Origin of the sequence: Escherichia sp. WS338 (assembly GCF_046486405.1) — a bacterium.
In the GTDB taxonomy this organism is placed as follows: domain Bacteria; phylum Pseudomonadota; class Gammaproteobacteria; order Enterobacterales; family Enterobacteriaceae; genus Escherichia; species Escherichia coli.
Window position 1 is genome coordinate 23,589 of the sequence record NZ_JBJQLL010000015.1, and the last position, 17,826, is coordinate 41,414.

Genomic DNA, 17,826 nt, shown 5'->3' on the forward strand with positions numbered 1-17,826 from the left:
CATTATGTACTATTTAAAAAACACAAACTTTTGGATGTTCGGTTTATTCTTTTTCTTTTACTTTTTTATCATGGGAGCCTACTTCCCGTTTTTCCCGATTTGGCTACATGACATCAACCATATCAGCAAAAGTGATACGGGTATTATTTTTGCTGCTATTTCTCTGTTCTCGCTATTATTCCAACCGCTGTTTGGTCTGCTTTCTGACAAACTCGGGCTGCGCAAATACCTGCTGTGGATTATTACCGGCATGTTAGTGATGTTTGCGCCGTTCTTTATTTTTATCTTCGGGCCACTGTTACAATACAACATTTTAGTAGGATCGATTGTTGGTGGTATTTATCTTGGCTTTTGTTTTAACGCCGGTGCGCCAGCAGTAGAGGCATTTATCGAGAAAGTCAGCCGTCGCAGTAATTTCGAATTTGGTCGCGCGCGGATGTTTGGCTGTGTTGGCTGGGCGCTGTGTGCCTCGATTGTCGGCATCATGTTCACCATCAATAATCAGTTTGTTTTCTGGCTGGGTTCTGGCTGTGCACTCATCCTCGCCGTTTTGCTCTTTTTCGCCAAAACGGATGCACCCTCTTCCGCCACGGTTGCCAATGCGGTAGGTGCCAACCATTCGGCATTTAGCCTTAAGCTGGCGCTGGAACTGTTCAGACAGCCAAAACTATGGTTTTTGTCACTGTATGTTATTGGCGTTTCCTGCACCTACGATGTTTTTGACCAACAGTTTGCTAATTTCTTTACTTCGTTCTTTGCCACCGGTGAACAGGGTACGCGGGTATTTGGCTACGTAACGACAATGGGCGAATTACTTAACGCCTCGATTATGTTCTTTGCGCCACTGATCATTAATCGCATCGGTGGGAAAAACGCCCTGCTGCTGGCTGGCACTATTATGTCTGTACGTATTATTGGCTCATCGTTCGCCACCTCAGCGCTGGAAGTGGTTATTCTGAAAACGCTGCATATGTTTGAAGTACCGTTCCTGCTGGTGGGCTGCTTTAAATATATTACCAGCCAGTTTGAAGTGCGTTTTTCAGCGACGATTTATCTGGTCTGTTTCTGCTTCTTTAAGCAACTGGCGATGATTTTTATGTCTGTACTGGCGGGCAATATGTATGAAAGCATCGGTTTCCAGGGCGCTTATCTGGTGCTGGGTCTGGTGGCGTTGGGCTTCACCTTAATTTCCGTGTTCACGCTTAGCGGCCCCGGTCCGCTTTCTCTACTGCGTCGTCAGGTGAATGAAGTCGCTTAAGCAATCAATGTCGGATGCGGCGCGAGCGCCTTATCCGACCAACATATCAGGACGGAATGATCGCAATGAACATGCCAATGACCGAAAGAATAAAAGCAGGCAAGCTATTTACCGATATGTGCGAAGGCTTACCGGAAAAAAGACTTCGTGGGAAAACGTTAATGTATGAGTTTAATCACTCGCATCCATCAGAAGTTGAAAAAAGAGAAAGCCTGATTAAAGAAATGTTTGCCACGGTAGGGGAAAACGCCTGGGTAGAACCCCCCGTCTATTTCTCTTACGGTTCCAACATCCATATAGGCCGCAATTTTTATGCAAATTTCAATTTAACCATTGTAGACGACTACACGGTAACGATCGGTGATAACGTATTGATTGCACCCAATGTTACTCTTTCCGTTACGGGACACCCTGTACACCATGAATTGAGAAAAAACGGTGAGATGTACTCTTTTCCGATAACGATTGGCAATAACGTCTGGATCGGAAGTCATGTGGTCATTAATCCAGGCGTCACCATCGGGGATAATTCTGTTATTGGCGCGGGTAGTGTCGTCATAAAAGACATTCCACCAAACGTCGTGGCTGCTGGCGTTCCTTGCCGGGTTATTCGCGAAATAAACGACCGGGATAAGCACTATTATTACAAAGATTATAAAGTTGAATCGTCAGTTTAAATTATAAAAATTGCCTGATGCGCTCCGCTTATCAGGCCTACAAGTTCAGTGATCTACGTAGGCCGCATCCAACGTAAACAAAGCGCAGGAACAAGCGTCGCATCATGCCTCTTTGACCCACAGCTGCGGAAAACGTGCTGGTGCAAAACGCAGGGTTATGATCATCAACCCAACGACGCACAGCGCATGAAACGCCCAGTCCATCAAGTAATTGCCACTGATACTACGCAGCACACCAGAAAACCACGGGGCAAGCCCGGCGATGATAAAACCGATCCCCTGCATAAACGCCACCAGTTTGCCAGCAATAGCGGGTTGCGCAGAGTGATCGAGTGCCAGCAGCAAACAGAGCGGAAATGCGCCGCCCAGACCTAAACCACACACCATCGCCCAGAAGACCGGCAATTGCAGCGGCAGCCAGATAAAGCCGCAGAAACCCACCAGTTGTAACGCCAGCGCCAGCATCAAAAGTTTGCGCCGATCCTGATGGCGAGCCATAGCAGGCATCAGCAATGCCCCCGCAGCTTGCCCAAGCGTCATCAACGCCAGCAAGGAACCGCTGTACTGCGCGCTGGCACCAATCTCAATATAGAAAGCGGGTAACCAGGCAATCAGGCTGGCGTAACCACCGTTAATCAGACCGAAGTAAACACCCAGCGTCCACGCGCGGGGAGTAAATACCACGCGAACCGGAGTGGTTGTTGTCTTGTGAGAAGAGGCGACCTCGCGGGCGTTTTGCCACCACCAGGCAAAGAGCGCAACAACGGCAGGCAGCGCCCACCAGGCGAGTGTTTGATACCAGGTTTCGCTATGTTGAACTAACCAGGGCGTAATGGCGGCACCAAGTCCACCGCCGCCCATTAGAGCCGCGGACCACAGCCCCATCACCAGTGGCGTACGGTGCTGAAACCGCCGCTTAATTACCGAAGGCATCACTGCCTGAATGATGCCGATCCCCACTCCACCAAGCAGTGCGCTGCTAAGCAGCAGCGCACTTTGGGGGTAAAGCTCACGCATCAATGCACCGACGGCAATCAGTAACAAACTGATGGCGACGCTGCGACGTTCGCTGACATGCTGATGAAGCCAGCTTCCGGCCAGCGCCAGCCCGCCCATGGTAACCACCGGCAGAGCGGTCAACAGGGCAGCCACGCTAAAGCTCATTCCGCTTGCCTGGCGCAATTGCGGTAGCAGTGGCCCGACGGAGGTGAGCAGTGGTCGCATATTAAGACCAATCAGCACCAGAACCAGCAGCATCGTGAACGTCTTTTGATGGTTACGCATGGCTGTCAGAACGGTTTGGTCGGCAGATATTTACCATCTAAGGTGATGACCGCACGTTCGCCACCTTCCGGGTCCGCCACTTTCTTAACGTCGAGTTTGAAGTTAATCGCGCTGATAATGCCATCGCCAAACTTCTCATGAACCAACGCTTTCAGGGTTGTGCCGTACACCTGCAACATTTCATAGAAACGATACATCGTTGGGTCGGTTGGAATACGGTCATCAATGCAGCCACGCACTGGGATCATCTGTAACAGTAGAATGGCGTCTTCGTCGAGATCCAGCTTCGCCCCGACCTGGCGGGCGGCGTCGGCAGGAAGCGCCTGCTGACCCAGCAAAGCCGCGGTCACAAAGGCTTCTGCCAGCCCGGTGCCGTCGGCAATCTCGGCAAATGAGAGATCTTTTTTAGCTTTGCTGAGCAAAATGGCATCGGCAAGATCAAGACGAATATTGCGGTTAATTTGTGACTGAATCATGGTGGAACTCCTGATGGTTTAAAAATAAGGTTACGCTGCGGTCGGTTGGCGTAGCGGTATGGCACAAACGCGAGGATTAGCGGCCAGTGGCACAAACTGGCGGGTTGCGCCGTCAAAAGCTGCGATGCTGCCGCTTTCAATGTCGTAGACCCAGCCGTGCAGGGCGATCCGCCCCTCTTCGAGCGCCAGGCGCACCGATGGATGAGTTTGCAAATTAGCCAACTGAGCAATGACGTTTTCACGTACCATCGCCGCAGCTTTTGACGGTAAATCGGAATGCGGGCGCGCCTCATTAACGACGCGGGCTGAATCGGCATAACGCAGCCAGTGGGAGACGGCAGGCATATGGTCCATGCACTGACAGCTGGCAATGGAGGTCATCGCGCCACAGTTGGAATGACCGCAAATCACAATGTCAGATACCCGAAGCGCAGCGACGGCATACTCCACCGAAGCAGAAACGCCACCGGGTTCCGGCCCGTAGGAAGGGACGATATTGCCCGCGTTGCGAATAACGAACAGATCGCCAGGCTCACGTTGCGTCACCAGCTCAGGGACCAGACGGCTGTCGGAGCAGGAGATAAAAAGTGTGCGCGGGCTTTGCTGTGTCGCCAACTGTTTAAATAAGGCTTCCCGCTTCGGAAATGCCTCGCGCTGGAATTTAAGGAATCCATCAATAATCTCTTTCACCGTTAACCTCTGTCTGTCTCTGGAATGAGAGGCAGACTACTCGCCGATTGTCATAAGGTAAAAGTCTCATTTATGATGAGTCCTATTGGATTTACTTATAGGTTGCGAATGCTCTCTCGACATATCAATTATTTTCTTGCCGTGGCTGAACATGGCAGCTTCACCCGTGCCGCCAGTGCGTTGCACGTCTCCCAGCCTGCGCTTTCCCAGCAGATTCGCCAGTTAGAGGAGAGTTTAGGCGTGCCGCTGTTTGACCGTAGCGGGCGAACGATTCGTCTCACTGATGCAGGAGAAGTCTGGCGACAGTACGCCAGCCGGGCGTTACAGGAACTGGGGGCGGGTAAACGGGCGATTCATGATGTTGCCGATCTGACGCGAGGATCGCTGCGTATCGCCGTCACCCCCACCTTTACGAGCTACTTTATCGGCCCCTTAATGGCGGATTTCTATGCGCGCTATCCCGGCATCACGCTCCAGCTACAGGAAATGTCGCAGGAGAAAATCGAAGATATGCTTTGCCGCGACGAGTTGGACGTTGGGATTGCCTTCGCGCCTGTGCATTCGCCGGAGCTGGAGGCAATTCCTTTACTGACAGAAAGTTTAGCGTTAGTCGTGGCGCAACATCATCCGCTGGCCGTCCATGAACAGGTGGCGTTGAGTCGCTTGCATGATGAAAAACTGGTCCTGCTCAGCGCGGAATTTGCCACCAGAGAGCAAATTGACCACTACTGCGAGAAAGCGGGGCTGCATCCACAGGTGGTCATTGAGGCGAACTCAATTAGCGCGGTTCTGGAGCTGATTCGCCGCACTTCCCTTTCCACATTGTTACCAGCAGCGATTGCCACACAACATGACGGGCTTAAAGCTATTTCTCTTGCCCCGCCACTACTGGAGAGAACGGCGGTTTTGTTGCGGCGGAAAAATAGCTGGCAGACTGCCGCCGCGAAGGCATTTTTGCAAATGGCGTTGGATAAATGCGCGGTTGTTGGCGGAAATGAATCGCGGTAACCACTGACACAATTGCCTGATGCGCTACGCTTATCAGGCCTACGAGTTCAGTGCTCTACGTAGGCCGGATAAGGCGTTCACGCCGCATCCGGCATAAACTACGCTCGCTTTGTCAACACACAGCCCAGCCGATCACCGTTTGTAATCGATGGCTTCTGGCTGCTCCAGATATACGGTGGTTTGTGCCGGTTGTGTGCTGGCAATCACCTTGCCGCCACGTACCGAATAACGTACCGGAACCTGACGGCGCAGCGCATCAAATCCATTTTCAGCCGGCAGGATAATCAGGTTGGCGCTGTTTCCGGCGGCAATGCCGTAATCCTGCAAATTCAACGTTCTGGCACTGTGGTGGGTGATTAAATTCAGGCCATCGTTAATCTGTCCGTAGCCCATCAGCTGGCAAACATGCAGCCCCATATGCAGCACTTGCAGCATATTCGCCGTTCCCAGCGGATACCACGGATCGAAGACATCATCGTGACCAAAGCAGACGTTAATGCCGGACTCCAGCATCTCTTTAACGCGCGTGATGCCGCGACGTTTTGGATACGTATCGAATCGTCCTTGCAGATGAATATTGACCAGCGGGTTGGCGACAAAGTTAATACCGGACATTTTCAGCAAGCGGAACAGGCGTGAGGTATACGCCCCGTTATAGGAGTGCATTGCCGTGGTGTGACTGGCGGTGACTCGCGCGCCCATGCCTTCACGGTGCGCCAGGGCAGCAACGGTTTCGACAAAGCGCGACTGCTCGTCATCGATCTCATCACAGTGAACGTCGATGAGACGGTCGTATTTTTGCGCCAGGGCGAAGGTTTTATGCAGCGACTCCACGCCGTATTCACGGGTAAATTCAAAATGCGGAATCGCCCCCACTACATCTGCCCCTAAGCGTAACGCCTCTTCCAGCAACGCTTCACCGTTGGGATACGACAAAATCCCTTCCTGAGGGAAGGCGACGATTTGCAGATCAATCCACGGCGCGACTTCCTGCTTCACTTCCAGCATTGCTTTCAGCGCAGTTAGCGTTGCATCCGAAACATCGACATGGGTACGCACATGCTGAATGCCGTTGGCAATCTGCCATTTCAGCGTTTGCCATGCGCGTTGTTTCACATCGTCATGGGTTAATAACGCTTTGCGCTCGGCCCAGCGTTCAATGCCTTCAAACAGCGTGCCGGACTGATTCCAGTTCGGTTGTCCGGCGGTTTGCGTGGTGTCCAGGTGAATATGTGGCTCCACAAACGGCGGTATAACTAAACCTTGTTCGGCATCCAGGCTGTTTTCAGTTATGGGCATCACGCCGGATTGCGCATCAATGGCGCTGATTTTTCCGTCCTGCAGATGAATCTGCCACAGCCCCTCTTTGCCTGGTAACCGGGCGTTAATAATTGTTTGTAAAGCGTTATTCGACACTGTTAGCCTCCACATGCGTCATTGCTGCTGTCGTTTTACGATTCAAAATCGGGTTAAGGATCAGATAGCTCAGCGCGCCACCTAATACCGCGTTGACCGGAACAATACCCGGTAACCAGTGGCCTGCGGCAATCCCCAGCGCGACCGCCAGAATCGCCACCCAATTGACACTCATCATACGCGTGGTCGCAAAGTGCTCATAGCGGCGACGGTTCATCAGATAGTCAGCGATGATCACGCCCCCTACCGGAGGAATAGCTGCCGAAAGGAAGGTCAGCCAGCCGACAAAATTGTTATACAACCATAATGCGCAGACCGTACCGATAATACCGTTAATCACCGAAAGGGTTTTACTCGACATACCGGTAATGTTGGCGAAACCTAAACCCGACGCATAAAGTGCGTTATCGTTGGTGGTCCAGATATTCAGCCCCAGCACCACAATCGCAGGCAGCAGCAGACCCTGAGCAATCATCACATCAGAGATATCCGCCATCCCCAGTGCCGCCGCGCCCGCTGCACCGAAAATAAACATCAACGAGTTGCCGAGGAAAAAGGCCACCATCGCCACCAGCACCGCCAGTTTGGCATTACGACCAAACCGGACAAAGTCAGCGGTGAGCGTGCCCGCACTGATAAATGACCCCACAACCAGCGCCAGCGCGACATTGAAATCTAACGGTTGTGCGGGAACGACCGCTTTTAATGCGTCCAGGCCGCCCATGCCGTTAACGGCCAACCACACGGAATAACCGCCAAGACAGGCGATAGCCGGAACTGCAATCACCGAAAGAACCGTCAGCGCCGAAATGCCAAAGAAGACGGTGACGGTCATCAGTAAACCGGAAACGGCAATCAGCAAATTAATATCCAGCCCGGTTGCCTTGCCCACCGGAATGGCAAACATCGCCACGCCAACGCCAAACCAGCCAACCTGGGTGCCGCCCAGCAGCAGTGAAGGCAGCCATGAGCCTTTAACACCAAAAGAGAAGCGAGCAAGAAGATGAGTGGTCAGGCCGGTTTTTGCGCCAATGTAACCAAGAAATGAAGTGTAAATACCGAGGAGAAGATTACCGATGAGGACTGCGAGGAAGAAATCATGATAGCTAAGACCGGTTCCGAGAGTGCCGCCGGTCCACATACTGGCGGAAAAGAAGGTTAATCCCAGCATGACGAACGTCAATGCTAATACCCCTTTCCGCGCCGACTGCGGGACTGGCCCCTGGCTAAAGTTGTTATCTTGCGACACGAAATTCCCCCTTTTTGCTGTTTGAAACCCAAAAAATCCGCCGCATTCTATTCATCTGAAGATAAAAAGCAATCGTTTTCGTGGGGAAATATATTTTTTATATGAATGAGTGCAAAAAGGTGGGGGAAAAATTATCGGTGTAAAAACAGTGGGTAGGCATAATAAGACGCGGTAAGCGTCGCATCAGGCATCGGCGCATGGTGTCGGATGCGGCGCGAGCGCCTTATCCGACCTACGGTTCAGGCCTGTAGGCATGATAAGACGCGTCAGCGTCGCATCAGGCATCTGCGCACGGTGTCGGATGCGGCGCGAGCGCCTTATCCGACCTACTCTTCCATCGCCTGGCGGATCTGATCCAACGACGCCGGATCATCAATGGTCGTCAGGTTCCCAGGATCACGTCCTTCGCAAATCGCCTGGATCGTGCGGCGCAGCATTTTTCCAGATCGCGTTTTCGGCAATTGCGAGACAAACCAGACGTGCGCCGGGCGGCCAAAGTTGCCAATCTGGCTGTCCACCAGCGCCATAATCGCCTTCTCTTGCGAGTGCGCCACCTCACGGTCTTCCAGACTGTCGCTCTCTTTCGGAATGACAAACGCCACCGCCACCTGCCCTTTCAGCGCATCTTTCACCCCAACCACCGCCACTTCGGCAACGCCCGGATGACTGGAGATACTCTCTTCAATCTCGCGCGTCCCCAGCCGATGCCCGGCAACGTTAATCACATCGTCAGTGCGCCCGAGAATAAAGTGATAACCGTCAGCATCGCGGATGCCCCAGTCAAAGGTGGCATACACCGGACGGGAAAACAGCGACCAGTACGTCTTCACAAAGCGGTCGTCATCGCCCCAGATGGTCTGAATACACCCCGGCGGCAGCGGCCCTTCCACCACCAGCATCCCTTTCTCGTTGACGCCGCACGGTTCGCCGGTGACTTCATTGAGCAACTGCACGTTATAGCCATACATCGGCACGCCGGGGCTACCCAGACGCGTCGGCCTGTCGTCCAGACCGCGAGCAATCGCCATAATCGGCCAGCCGGATTCGGTCTGCCAGTAATTGTCGATCACCGGCACATCCAGCGTATTGCTCACCCAACTGGCGGTCGGCTCGTCCAGCGGTTCTCCAGCCAGATAGAGCACTTCCAGCGACGAGAGATCGTGTTTGCGAATTTCAGCGGTAGGGAATTTTTTCAGCACGCGAATGGCGGTCGGCGCTGAGAACATGCGGCTAACCTGATATTTCTCGACAATTTTCCACCACACGCCGCAGTCCGGCCAGGTCGGCAATCCTTCGTAAACGATAGTCGCCATCCCCGCCAGCAGCGGCGCGTAAACGATATACGAATGCCCTACCACCCAGCCGATATCCGAAGCACAAAAGAACACGCCGCCCGCTTTGCCGCCAAAAATGATGTCCATCGAGGTCGCCAGCGCCACCGCATATCCGCCGACATCACGCTGCACGCCTTTAGGTTTGCCGGTTGTGCCGGAGGTGTAGAGAATACAGGAGGTTTCGTTGGATTCCAGCCACGCCACCGGCACCCGCGCACCGATGTGTTGATGGCGCAACGACGCGAAATCGACATCCCGCCCGCTGACGCGCGCCATTTTCGCCAGTCCGCGATCCACCAGTAAAACGTGGCGCGGCTGATGCTGCGCCTGACTTATCGCATCGTCGAGTAATTTTTTATAGGGAATGATTTTGCCACCGCGCGCTCCGGCATCAGCCGAGACAATCAGCACCGGTTTAGCATCATCAATTCGCGCCGCCACGCTGTGCGAGGCAAATCCACCAAACACCACCGAGTGAATAGCGCCAATGCGCGCGCAGGCCAGCAGGGTAATATGCGCTTCGGCAATCATCGGCATATACACCAGCACCCGATCGCCACGCTGCACGCCCAGTGAGCGCAGCATTGACGCCACCGCATTCACTTCGTCATGTAACTGGCGGAAGGTAAAGGTACGCTCTTCCTCTGTTTCCGAAGAGACGGCAATCAATGCCAGCGCCCCTGGCTGTTTCTCCAGCCAGCGATCGATAGCGTTGTGACACAAGTTGGTTCGGCCTTCACAAAACCAACGGGCAAACGGCGGGTTGCTGTGGTCTAGCGTTTGCGTAAAGGGCGTCTGCCAGTCAATACGCCGGGCCTGCTCGGCCCAGAACTGCTCCGGTTCGTTAATCGAACGCTGATAAAATTCGCTAAAAGACATAATGCTCTCCTGTTGAACTTACGCCTTACCGCCGTTTACTTAAATGACGTACAGGTCGAGATACTCATTGACCGGCATCTGTTCCAGGCGAGTTCTGTCGAGAGAAACCTCCAGAATGCGCTGCTGCTGGCGAGTCGGGAACTGGCGCGCGAGATTGATTTTGAATTTATCGACCAGCTTCGGAATGCCATCCTGACGGCGGCGAGCATGACCAATGGGGTACTCCACCACCACTTCTTCAAAGCGCGTGCCGTCGGTGAACTCAAGGGTAATGGCATTGGCGATGGCGCGTTTTTCCGGGTCGTGGTAGTCAGCAGTAAATGCCGGATCTTCAAAGCAATTGATCTTCTCGCGCAGGGCGTCAATGCGTTTATCTTGCGCAACGTTGTCCTCGTAATCTGCCGCCGTTAAGCGCCCGAATAGCAGCGGGATCGCCACCATGTACTGAATGCAGTGATCGCGGTCTGCCGGGTTATTGAGCGGCCCTTTTTTGTCGATGATGCGAATACAGGCTTCGTGGGTGCGAATGGTCACTTTTTCGATATCTGCCGCCGTTTTGCCTGCTGCCTGCATCTGTTCATAGAGCGTCATCGCTGCTTCAACTGCCGTCTGGGAGTGGAACTCCGCCGGGAAGGAGATTTTGAACAGCACATTTTCCATGACGTAAGAACCGTACGGGCGCTGGAAGCGGAACGATTCACCTTTGAAGGAGACGTCGTAGAAGCCCCACACAGGCGCAGTCAGGGCTGACGGGTAACCCATTTCGCCCGTTTTCACCATCAGTGCCAGACGTACCGCGCGGGAAGTGGCATCGCCCGCCGCCCAGGATTTACGCGTGCCGGTGTTCGGTGCATGACGATAGGTGCGCAGCGACTGTCCGTCTACCCATGCCAGCGAAACGGCGTTGAGAATTTCCTCGCGGGTCAGGCCGAGCATTTCGGCGACCACGGCGGTGGAAGCCACTTTCACTAACAGAACGTGGTCGAGGCCGACGCGGTTAAAGGAGTTTTCCAGCGCGATGCAGCCCTGAATTTCATGGGCTTTGATCATTGCGGTCAGCACCTGTTTCATGGTCAACGGCGCTTTGCCGCTGGCGACCGCGTTGCGCGAAAGCCAGTCTGCCGTTGCCAGAATGCCGCCGAGGTTGTCGGAAGGATGCCCCCACTCCGCCGCCAGCCAGGTATCGTTGAAATCGAGCCAACGGATCATCGCGCCGATGTTAAATGCCGCCTGGACGGGGTCGAGCTGGAACTGAGTTCCGGGGACGCGCACGCCGTTAGGTACGACGGTGCCGGGGACAATTGGCCCCAGCAGTTTTTTACAGGCTGGGTATTCGAGAGCTTCAAGACCGCAGCCGAGCGTGTCGAGCAGGCAGTAATGTGCGGTGTCGTAGGCTACTTTGGAGCTGATTTCGTAGTTCATCACGTAATCGACGATATCAACGATTTCACGATCAAATTCCGGGCGGATGTTGTTGATTTGAGCTGACATTGGGTACGTTTCCTTATTGTTATTCGTAGAGGTTTACTGGCGCTTATCCAGCGCGACAAACTGGCGGTCTTCCGGTCCAACATAATTGGCGGAAGGACGGATAATTTTGTTGTCCTGACGTTGTTCGATAATGTGCGCCGCCCAGCCGGTGACGCGGGCGATAACAAACAGTGGGGTGAACATCTCGGTGGGAACGCCCATCATGTTGTAGGAAACAGCGGAGAACCAGTCGAGATTGGGGAACATCTTTTTGCTCTCCCACATCACCGTTTCCAGGCGATCGGCGATGTTGTACATCTTCAGCGACCCGCCTTCCTGCGAGAGCTGCTTCGCCACACGTTTGATCACCTGATGACGCGGGTCGGCGATGGTATAAACCGGATGACCAAAACCAATGACCACTTCTTTGTTTTCCACCCGCTTGCGGATATCGGCTTCGGCTTCGTCCGGCGTTTCGTAGCGTTGCTGGACCTCCAGCGACACTTCATTCGCCCCGCCGTGCTTCGGCCCGCGCAGTGCACCAATCGCGCCAATAATCGCGGAATACATATCAGAGCCGGTGCCCGCAATCACCCGGCTGGTAAAGGTGGAGGCGTTAAACTCGTGTTCGGCGTACAGCACCAGCGAAATATGCATCGCCTTTTCCCAGCTTTGCGACGGCTTTTCGCCATGCAGCAGATGCAGGAAGTGACCGCCGATGGAGTCGTCATCGGTTTCCGGCTGAATGCGTTCGCCGTTGTGGCTGTAGTGATACCAGTAGAGAAGAATCGAGCTAAGTGACGCCAGCAGTTTGTCGGCAATATCCCGCGCGCCAGAGACGGTATGCCCCTCTTTTTCTGGCAGCGTGCAGCCGAGCGCGGAAACGCCGGTGCGCATAACATCCATCGGGTGTGACGCCGCCGGTAAGGCTTCCAGCACGGTACGCACGTTAGCCGGTAGACCACGCAGGGCTTTCAGTTTCGTTTTGTAGGCGGCGAGTTCGTCACGGGTCGGCAGTTTGCCGTGGATCAGCAGATGCGCTACTTCTTCAAATTCGCAATGTTCCGCCAGATCAAGAATATCGTAACCACGGTAATGCAAGTCATTGCCACTTTTACCCACGGTGCAGAGCGCCGTATTGCCCGCCGGAACGCCAGAAAGTGCTACCGATTTTTTCGGTTTAATGACATGGGTACTGTTTTGCAGGATCGTTGTGTCGCTCATATTGTCCTCGTCATTGTTATCATTTGTAGGGTCGAGATTGTTGTCGGATGCGACGCTATGCGTCTTATCCGACCTACAGTTCAGTTCACCTCGTAGGCCTGATAAGTCGCGTCAGCGGCGCATCAGGCATCGGTTGTCGAATACAACCAACGGGCGTTTTTATTTCACCTGACCACGGGCAAACAGGTCGTCGAGCTTCTCTTCGTACTGGTAGTAGTTGATGCTTTCGTACAGCTCGTTGCGGGTTTGCATGGTGTCGATGACGCTTTTCTGCGTGCCTTCCTGGCGCAGGACGTTGTAGACATGTTCAGCGGCGCGGTTCATGGCGCGGAAAGCAGAAAGGGGATACAGCGCCATTGCGACATGGGCGCTGCGTAATTCGTCGGTGGTAAACAGCGGCGTGGCACCAAATTCAGTAATGTTGGCAAGGATCGGCACCTGCACCGCATCGGCAAACTGGCGGTACATGGCGAGTTCGGTAATTGCTTCCGGGAACAGCATCTCGGCACCCGCTTCAACATAGGCCTCCGCTCGTTCGATTGCCGCATCCAGCCCCTCTACCGCCAGCGCATCGGTGCGCGCCATGATCACAAAATCAGGATCGGTTTTCGCATCCACCGCCGCGCAGATCCGATCCACCATCTCTTCTTTCGAGACGATCGCTTTATTCGGACGATGACCGCAGCGTTTCGCACCAACCTGATCTTCAATATGCAATCCTGCCGCACCGGCTTTAATCATTGATTTCACCGTACGCGCCACGTTAAAGGCTGAAGAACCAAAACCGATATCCGCATCCACCAGCAGCGGCAGCGAACAAACGTCGGTGATACGGCGAATATCTGTCAGCACGTCATCAAGAGTAGAAATACCGAGATCGGGCAGCCCCAGCGACCCTGCCGCCACGCCACCGCCGGAGAGATAAATTGCCTGATATCCGGCACGCTGCGCCAACAGCGCATGGTTGGCGTTAATGGTGCCAACAATCTGCAATGGATTTTCTTTAGACAGTGCAGCGCGAAACGCTTTACCTGGAGAGTGTAGAGACATAGCCCATCCTTTGTTATCAACTTGTTATTTGCGTTGATAAAGACAAAGCAAGGGGTGCGCCACAATTGACTGAATAAAATTAAATGTTTAATTTCAATTTGTTATAAATAAAGTCATGAAGTAATCCGCAAATATGCGTTTCAGTTAACGTTTCAGGCAATGTTTCACCGCGTTTCATTGCAACAATTATGAAACAAGGCTAAACCCAATATTCGGTTTCTTAACTTTGCGGTGCGCTATGGCACATCCACCACGGCTGAATGACGACAAACCGGTTATCTGGACGGTATCGGTGACGCGCTTATTCGAGCTGTTTCGCGATATCAGCCTCGAGTTTGATCACCTGGCGAACATTACCCCTATTCAGCTTGGCTTTGAAAAAGCAGTGACCTACATCCGCAAGAAACTGGCAAACGAACGCTGCGACGCCATCATCGCCGCTGGCTCTAACGGCGCGTACCTGAAAAGCCGCCTGTCAGTGCCAGTTATTTTGATTAAACCGAGCGGCTACGATGTGTTACAGGCACTGGCAAAAGCCGGAAAACTCACCTCTTCTATCGGCGTTGTCACTTATCAGGAAACCATTCCGGCACTGGTGGCGTTTCAAAAAACCTTTAATTTGCGCCTCGACCAACGTAGCTACATTACCGAAGAAGACGCGCGCGGGCAGATTAACGAGCTGAAAGCCAACGGCACCGAAGCGGTGGTCGGCGCGGGGCTGATTACCGATCTGGCAGAAGAAGCCGGAATGACCGGAATTTTTATCTATTCCGCCGCCACCGTGCGCCAGGCGTTCAGCGATGCGCTGGATATGACGCGCATGTCGTTACGCCATAACACTCACGATGCTACCCGTAACGCCCTGCGTACTCGTTACGTGCTGGGCGATATGCTCGGTCAATCACCACAGATGGAACAGGTGCGGCAGACTATTTTGCTGTATGCCCGCTCCAGTGCGGCGGTGTTGATTGAGGGGGAAACGGGGACGGGCAAAGAGCTGGCGGCCCAGGCGATTCATCGGGAATATTTTGCCCGCCACGATGCGCGACAGGGCAAAAAGTCGCATCCGTTTGTTGCCGTCAACTGCGGAGCGATTGCCGAATCGCTGCTGGAAGCGGAGCTGTTTGGCTATGAGGAAGGGGCGTTTACCGGCTCGCGACGCGGAGGTCGCGCCGGGCTGTTCGAAATCGCCCACGGTGGCACGCTGTTTCTTGACGAGATAGGCGAAATGCCGCTGCCGTTGCAGACTCGGCTGCTGCGGGTGCTGGAAGAAAAAGAGGTCACCCGCGTCGGCGGGCATCAGCCTGTTCCGGTGGATGTGCGGGTCATTAGCGCCACTCACTGCAATCTGGAAGAAGATATGCAGCAAGGGCAGTTTCGCCGTGACCTGTTTTATCGGCTGAGTATTTTGCGTCTACAACTGCCGCCGCTACGCGAGCGGGTGGCGGATATTCTGCCGCTGGCGGAAAGCTTTTTGAAAATGTCTCTGGCGGCACTCTCTGTCCCTTTTTCTGCCGCATTACGTCAGGGATTAGAGACCTGTCAGATTCTATTATTGCTCTACGACTGGCCGGGCAATATTCGTGAACTGCGCAATATGATGGAACGACTGGCGTTATTTTTAAGTGTGGAACCGACGCCGGATTTAACGCCGCAATTTTTGCAGCTGCTACTGCCGGAACTGGCGCGCAAGTCGGCAAAGACTCCCATTCCAGGCTTGCTGACAGCACAACAGGCACTGGAGAAATTTAATGGCGATAAGACAGCAGCGGCGAATTATTTAGGTATCAGCCGAACGACGTTCTGGCGGCGGCTGAAAAGCTGAACTGCCGAATGCAGCGCGAACGCTTTATCCGGCATAAATTTCAATAGATGATGATCACCGATAAACTTACGCATCGGGGATGTTTACATAGGATTCAGAATTACTTCTTCTTATAAATATTTGCCGTGCCGTGGATCTTATTGTCAGTTTGACCAGAGGTCAGTACCAACACATCAGCCCCTTTTTCATCGGCTTTTTTGATCAAATCTTCTTTCGCATCTGCGGTCGACATTTCATTACTGGTTGAAATATCACCTATTTTTTCATATTGCGATTCAACCTTTTCAAATTCCGCTTTGGTCATTAATTCTGCGGCATAGACATTGGTAACGGCAAACGCTAACGCACCGACTAACATTTTAGAGATTATTTTCATATTACGGCTCCAGAGTTGTTATCACACTATCACCCACCCACATTATTGGGTTGATTAATAATTAGTTCAGTCAGGGCATAAACGCCAGTAATCGGAAATAAGACACTTTGTGATCTCTCTCGCACCCGATTATTTTTGGTAGAAATATGATGAAGTTACTTCACTTATTTATGGATGAAATCACTATGGATCCTTTGCACGCCGTTTATCTGACCGTAGGACTGTTCGTGATTACTTTTTTTAATCCGGGAGCCAATCTCTTTGTGGTAGTACAAACCAGCCTGGCTTCCGGTCGACGCGCAGGGGTGCTGACCGGACTGGGCGTGGCGTTGGGCGATGCATTTTATTCCGGGTTGGGTTTGTTTGGTCTTGCAACACTAATTACGCAGTGTGAGGAGATTTTTTCGCTTATCAGAATCGTCGGCGGCGCTTATCTCTTATGGTTTGCGTGGTGCAGCATGCGCCGCCAGTCAACACCGCAAATGAGCACACTACAACAACCGATTAGCGCCCCCTGGTATGTCTTTTTCCGCCGTGGATTAATTACCGATCTCTCTAACCCGCAAACCGTTTTATTTTTTATCAGTATTTTCTCAGTAACATTACATGCCGAAACACCAACATGGGCACGATTAATGGCCTGGGCGGGGATTGTGCTCGCATCAATTATCTGGCGAGTCTTTCTTAGTCAGGCGTTTTCTTTGCCCGCAGTGCGTCGTGCTTATGGGCGTATGCAACGCGTTGCCAGTTGGGTTATTGGTGCAATTATTGGTGTATTCGCGCTACGCCTGATTTACGAAGGGGTGACGCAGCGGTGAGCAGATAATTTACTCTCTACGTAATCAACCTGATTTGCCGAATCCCAACCATCGGCGATGATAGCCCCCGTAATGCGTGGTCCTTATTTCCGATAAGTTTACTTGAGTCTTTAGCTTCCCATTTCAGCCCACTCTCCCCTGTGTGGGCTTTTTTCATTGTTCTGACCCGTCCTGAATAGCCAAACAATGGCAATGTTCCACTTTGCAGGGATGATAATAAGGGATCTGATTCAGAAAAGTTTTGAAAAGTTGGACCGCCATCGAGGCCTCGAACCCCGTACCATACAACAATCCTGGTTGTCGTCTGCTCTTCCTGATGAGCTAATGGCGGTTTTTGATATGAGCCTTACAACATATTTTCTGTCAGGCTTGAGTGCGATGCGTAAGATACAGAAAAGACCCCACACAAACATGATGGAATTATGATTTTTTTCATATGAATGTCAACCCACACATTCACAAAACATCTGTATGAGAACATTTTTTATACACCATATAGCTGCGAAACCACTACTGGTGCTTTTTTAAGCGAAACTCCGCCGTTCACAACAAAATATCGGCGAAAAAGGAGGGGGAATGCCATTTGGCATACAGATATACAGATGAAATGATGACCTGCTTTGCGATTCACTCTCTGGTGGAATAACAACTTGCAGGTGGCTCTCTTAAATAAAAATAAACGTCGCAGATAATAAAGCTCTGATTAAACCATACACTATCAGAAATCGCTCATAACTAACGTGTAAAGTAGTGGAGTTAATTTAACAATCTGAATTTACGCTATAGGTTTAC

Annotated in this window: 15 protein-coding genes and 1 pseudogene; 5 read left to right on the forward strand and 11 right to left on the reverse strand. The window is 52.6% G+C overall.

Going from position 1 to position 17,826, the window contains the following annotated elements:
• The first annotated feature begins 4 nt into the window (after nucleotides 1-4).
• Nucleotides 5-1,258: a lactose permease gene (gene lacY, locus ACJHWT_RS14745; RefSeq protein WP_000291549.1), complete on the forward strand. Its 1,254-nt coding sequence runs from the start codon at nucleotides 5-7 to the stop codon at nucleotides 1,256-1,258.
• 65 nt (nucleotides 1,259-1,323) lie between these two features.
• Nucleotides 1,324-1,935, forward strand: a complete 612-nt coding sequence (gene lacA, locus ACJHWT_RS14750) for a galactoside O-acetyltransferase (protein WP_001317650.1) — start codon at nucleotides 1,324-1,326, stop codon at nucleotides 1,933-1,935.
• 102 nt (nucleotides 1,936-2,037) lie between these two features.
• Here the strand turns inward: lacA and cynX are convergent, their stop codons facing one another.
• The 3 genes from cynX to cynT are packed head-to-tail and all read right to left on the reverse strand — an operon-like array spanning nucleotide 2,038 to nucleotide 4,385.
• Nucleotides 2,038-3,219: a cyanate transporter CynX gene (gene cynX / locus ACJHWT_RS14755; protein WP_001317649.1), complete on the reverse strand. Its 1,182-nt coding sequence runs from the start codon at nucleotides 3,217-3,219 to the stop codon at nucleotides 2,038-2,040.
• 5 nt (nucleotides 3,220-3,224) lie between these two features.
• Entirely contained in the window at nucleotides 3,225-3,695 is a 471-nt protein-coding gene (gene cynS / locus ACJHWT_RS14760; protein ID WP_000616248.1) for a cyanase, read from the reverse strand.
• 30 nt (nucleotides 3,696-3,725) lie between these two features.
• Nucleotides 3,726-4,385, reverse strand: coding sequence for a carbonic anhydrase CynT (gene cynT, locus ACJHWT_RS14765; RefSeq protein ID WP_000658659.1), 660 nt, complete (start codon nucleotides 4,383-4,385; stop codon nucleotides 3,726-3,728).
• 108 nt (nucleotides 4,386-4,493) lie between these two features.
• Between cynT and cynR the strand changes: the two genes are divergently transcribed.
• Nucleotides 4,494-5,393 (forward strand): transcriptional regulator CynR, encoded by a 900-nt coding sequence (gene cynR / locus ACJHWT_RS14770; protein ID WP_000952496.1) that lies wholly within the window; start codon nucleotides 4,494-4,496, stop codon nucleotides 5,391-5,393.
• 132 nt (nucleotides 5,394-5,525) lie between these two features.
• On the opposite strand, the gene codA is transcribed toward cynR, so the two are convergent.
• The 6 genes from codA to prpB form a co-directional block, all read right to left on the reverse strand.
• Nucleotides 5,526-6,809, reverse strand: a complete 1,284-nt coding sequence (gene codA, locus ACJHWT_RS14775; protein WP_001299008.1) for a cytosine/isoguanine deaminase — start codon at nucleotides 6,807-6,809, stop codon at nucleotides 5,526-5,528.
• Nucleotides 6,799-8,058: a cytosine permease gene (gene codB / locus ACJHWT_RS14780; RefSeq protein ID WP_000076233.1), complete on the reverse strand. Its 1,260-nt coding sequence runs from the start codon at nucleotides 8,056-8,058 to the stop codon at nucleotides 6,799-6,801. Before codB ends, codA begins: the two co-directional genes overlap by 11 nt.
• A 326-nt stretch (nucleotides 8,059-8,384) precedes the next feature.
• Entirely contained in the window at nucleotides 8,385-10,271 is a 1,887-nt protein-coding gene (prpE, locus tag ACJHWT_RS14785) for a propionate--CoA ligase (RefSeq protein WP_000010311.1), read from the reverse strand.
• Nucleotides 10,272-10,310: 39 nt separating this feature from the next.
• Nucleotides 10,311-11,762: a 2-methylcitrate dehydratase gene (gene prpD, locus ACJHWT_RS14790; RefSeq protein ID WP_001275863.1), complete on the reverse strand. Its 1,452-nt coding sequence runs from the start codon at nucleotides 11,760-11,762 to the stop codon at nucleotides 10,311-10,313.
• Between the two features lie 33 nt (nucleotides 11,763-11,795).
• A complete protein-coding gene (gene prpC / locus ACJHWT_RS14795) occupies nucleotides 11,796-12,965 on the reverse strand; it encodes a 2-methylcitrate synthase (RefSeq protein WP_001285916.1) in 1,170 nt (389 codons plus the stop codon).
• A gap of 159 nt (nucleotides 12,966-13,124) precedes the next feature.
• Nucleotides 13,125-14,015 (reverse strand): methylisocitrate lyase, encoded by an 891-nt coding sequence (gene prpB / locus ACJHWT_RS14800; RefSeq protein ID WP_000052167.1) that lies wholly within the window; start codon nucleotides 14,013-14,015, stop codon nucleotides 13,125-13,127.
• 238 nt (nucleotides 14,016-14,253) lie between these two features.
• Here prpB and prpR point away from each other — a divergent pair, with 238 nt between their 5' ends.
• Nucleotides 14,254-15,840, forward strand: a complete 1,587-nt coding sequence (gene prpR / locus ACJHWT_RS14805) for a propionate catabolism operon regulatory protein PrpR (protein ID WP_000941040.1) — start codon at nucleotides 14,254-14,256, stop codon at nucleotides 15,838-15,840.
• A 100-nt stretch (nucleotides 15,841-15,940) separates the two neighbouring features.
• On the opposite strand, the gene yahO is transcribed toward prpR, so the two are convergent.
• On the reverse strand, nucleotides 15,941-16,216 hold the full coding sequence (gene yahO, locus ACJHWT_RS14810) for a DUF1471 family periplasmic protein YahO (protein WP_000691953.1): 276 nt from the start codon (nucleotides 16,214-16,216) through the stop codon (nucleotides 15,941-15,943).
• 146 nt (nucleotides 16,217-16,362) lie between these two features.
• On the opposite strand from yahO, the gene ACJHWT_RS14815 reads away from it, so the two are divergent.
• Nucleotides 16,363-17,034, forward strand: coding sequence for a LysE family transporter (locus tag ACJHWT_RS14815; RefSeq protein ID WP_000976973.1), 672 nt, complete (start codon nucleotides 16,363-16,365; stop codon nucleotides 17,032-17,034).
• A 16-nt stretch (nucleotides 17,035-17,050) separates the two neighbouring features.
• Here ACJHWT_RS14815 and yahM read toward each other — a convergent pair.
• Nucleotides 17,051-17,295, reverse strand: a pseudogene (gene yahM / locus ACJHWT_RS14820) (protein YahM).
• Nucleotides 17,296-17,826 lie beyond the last annotated feature (531 nt).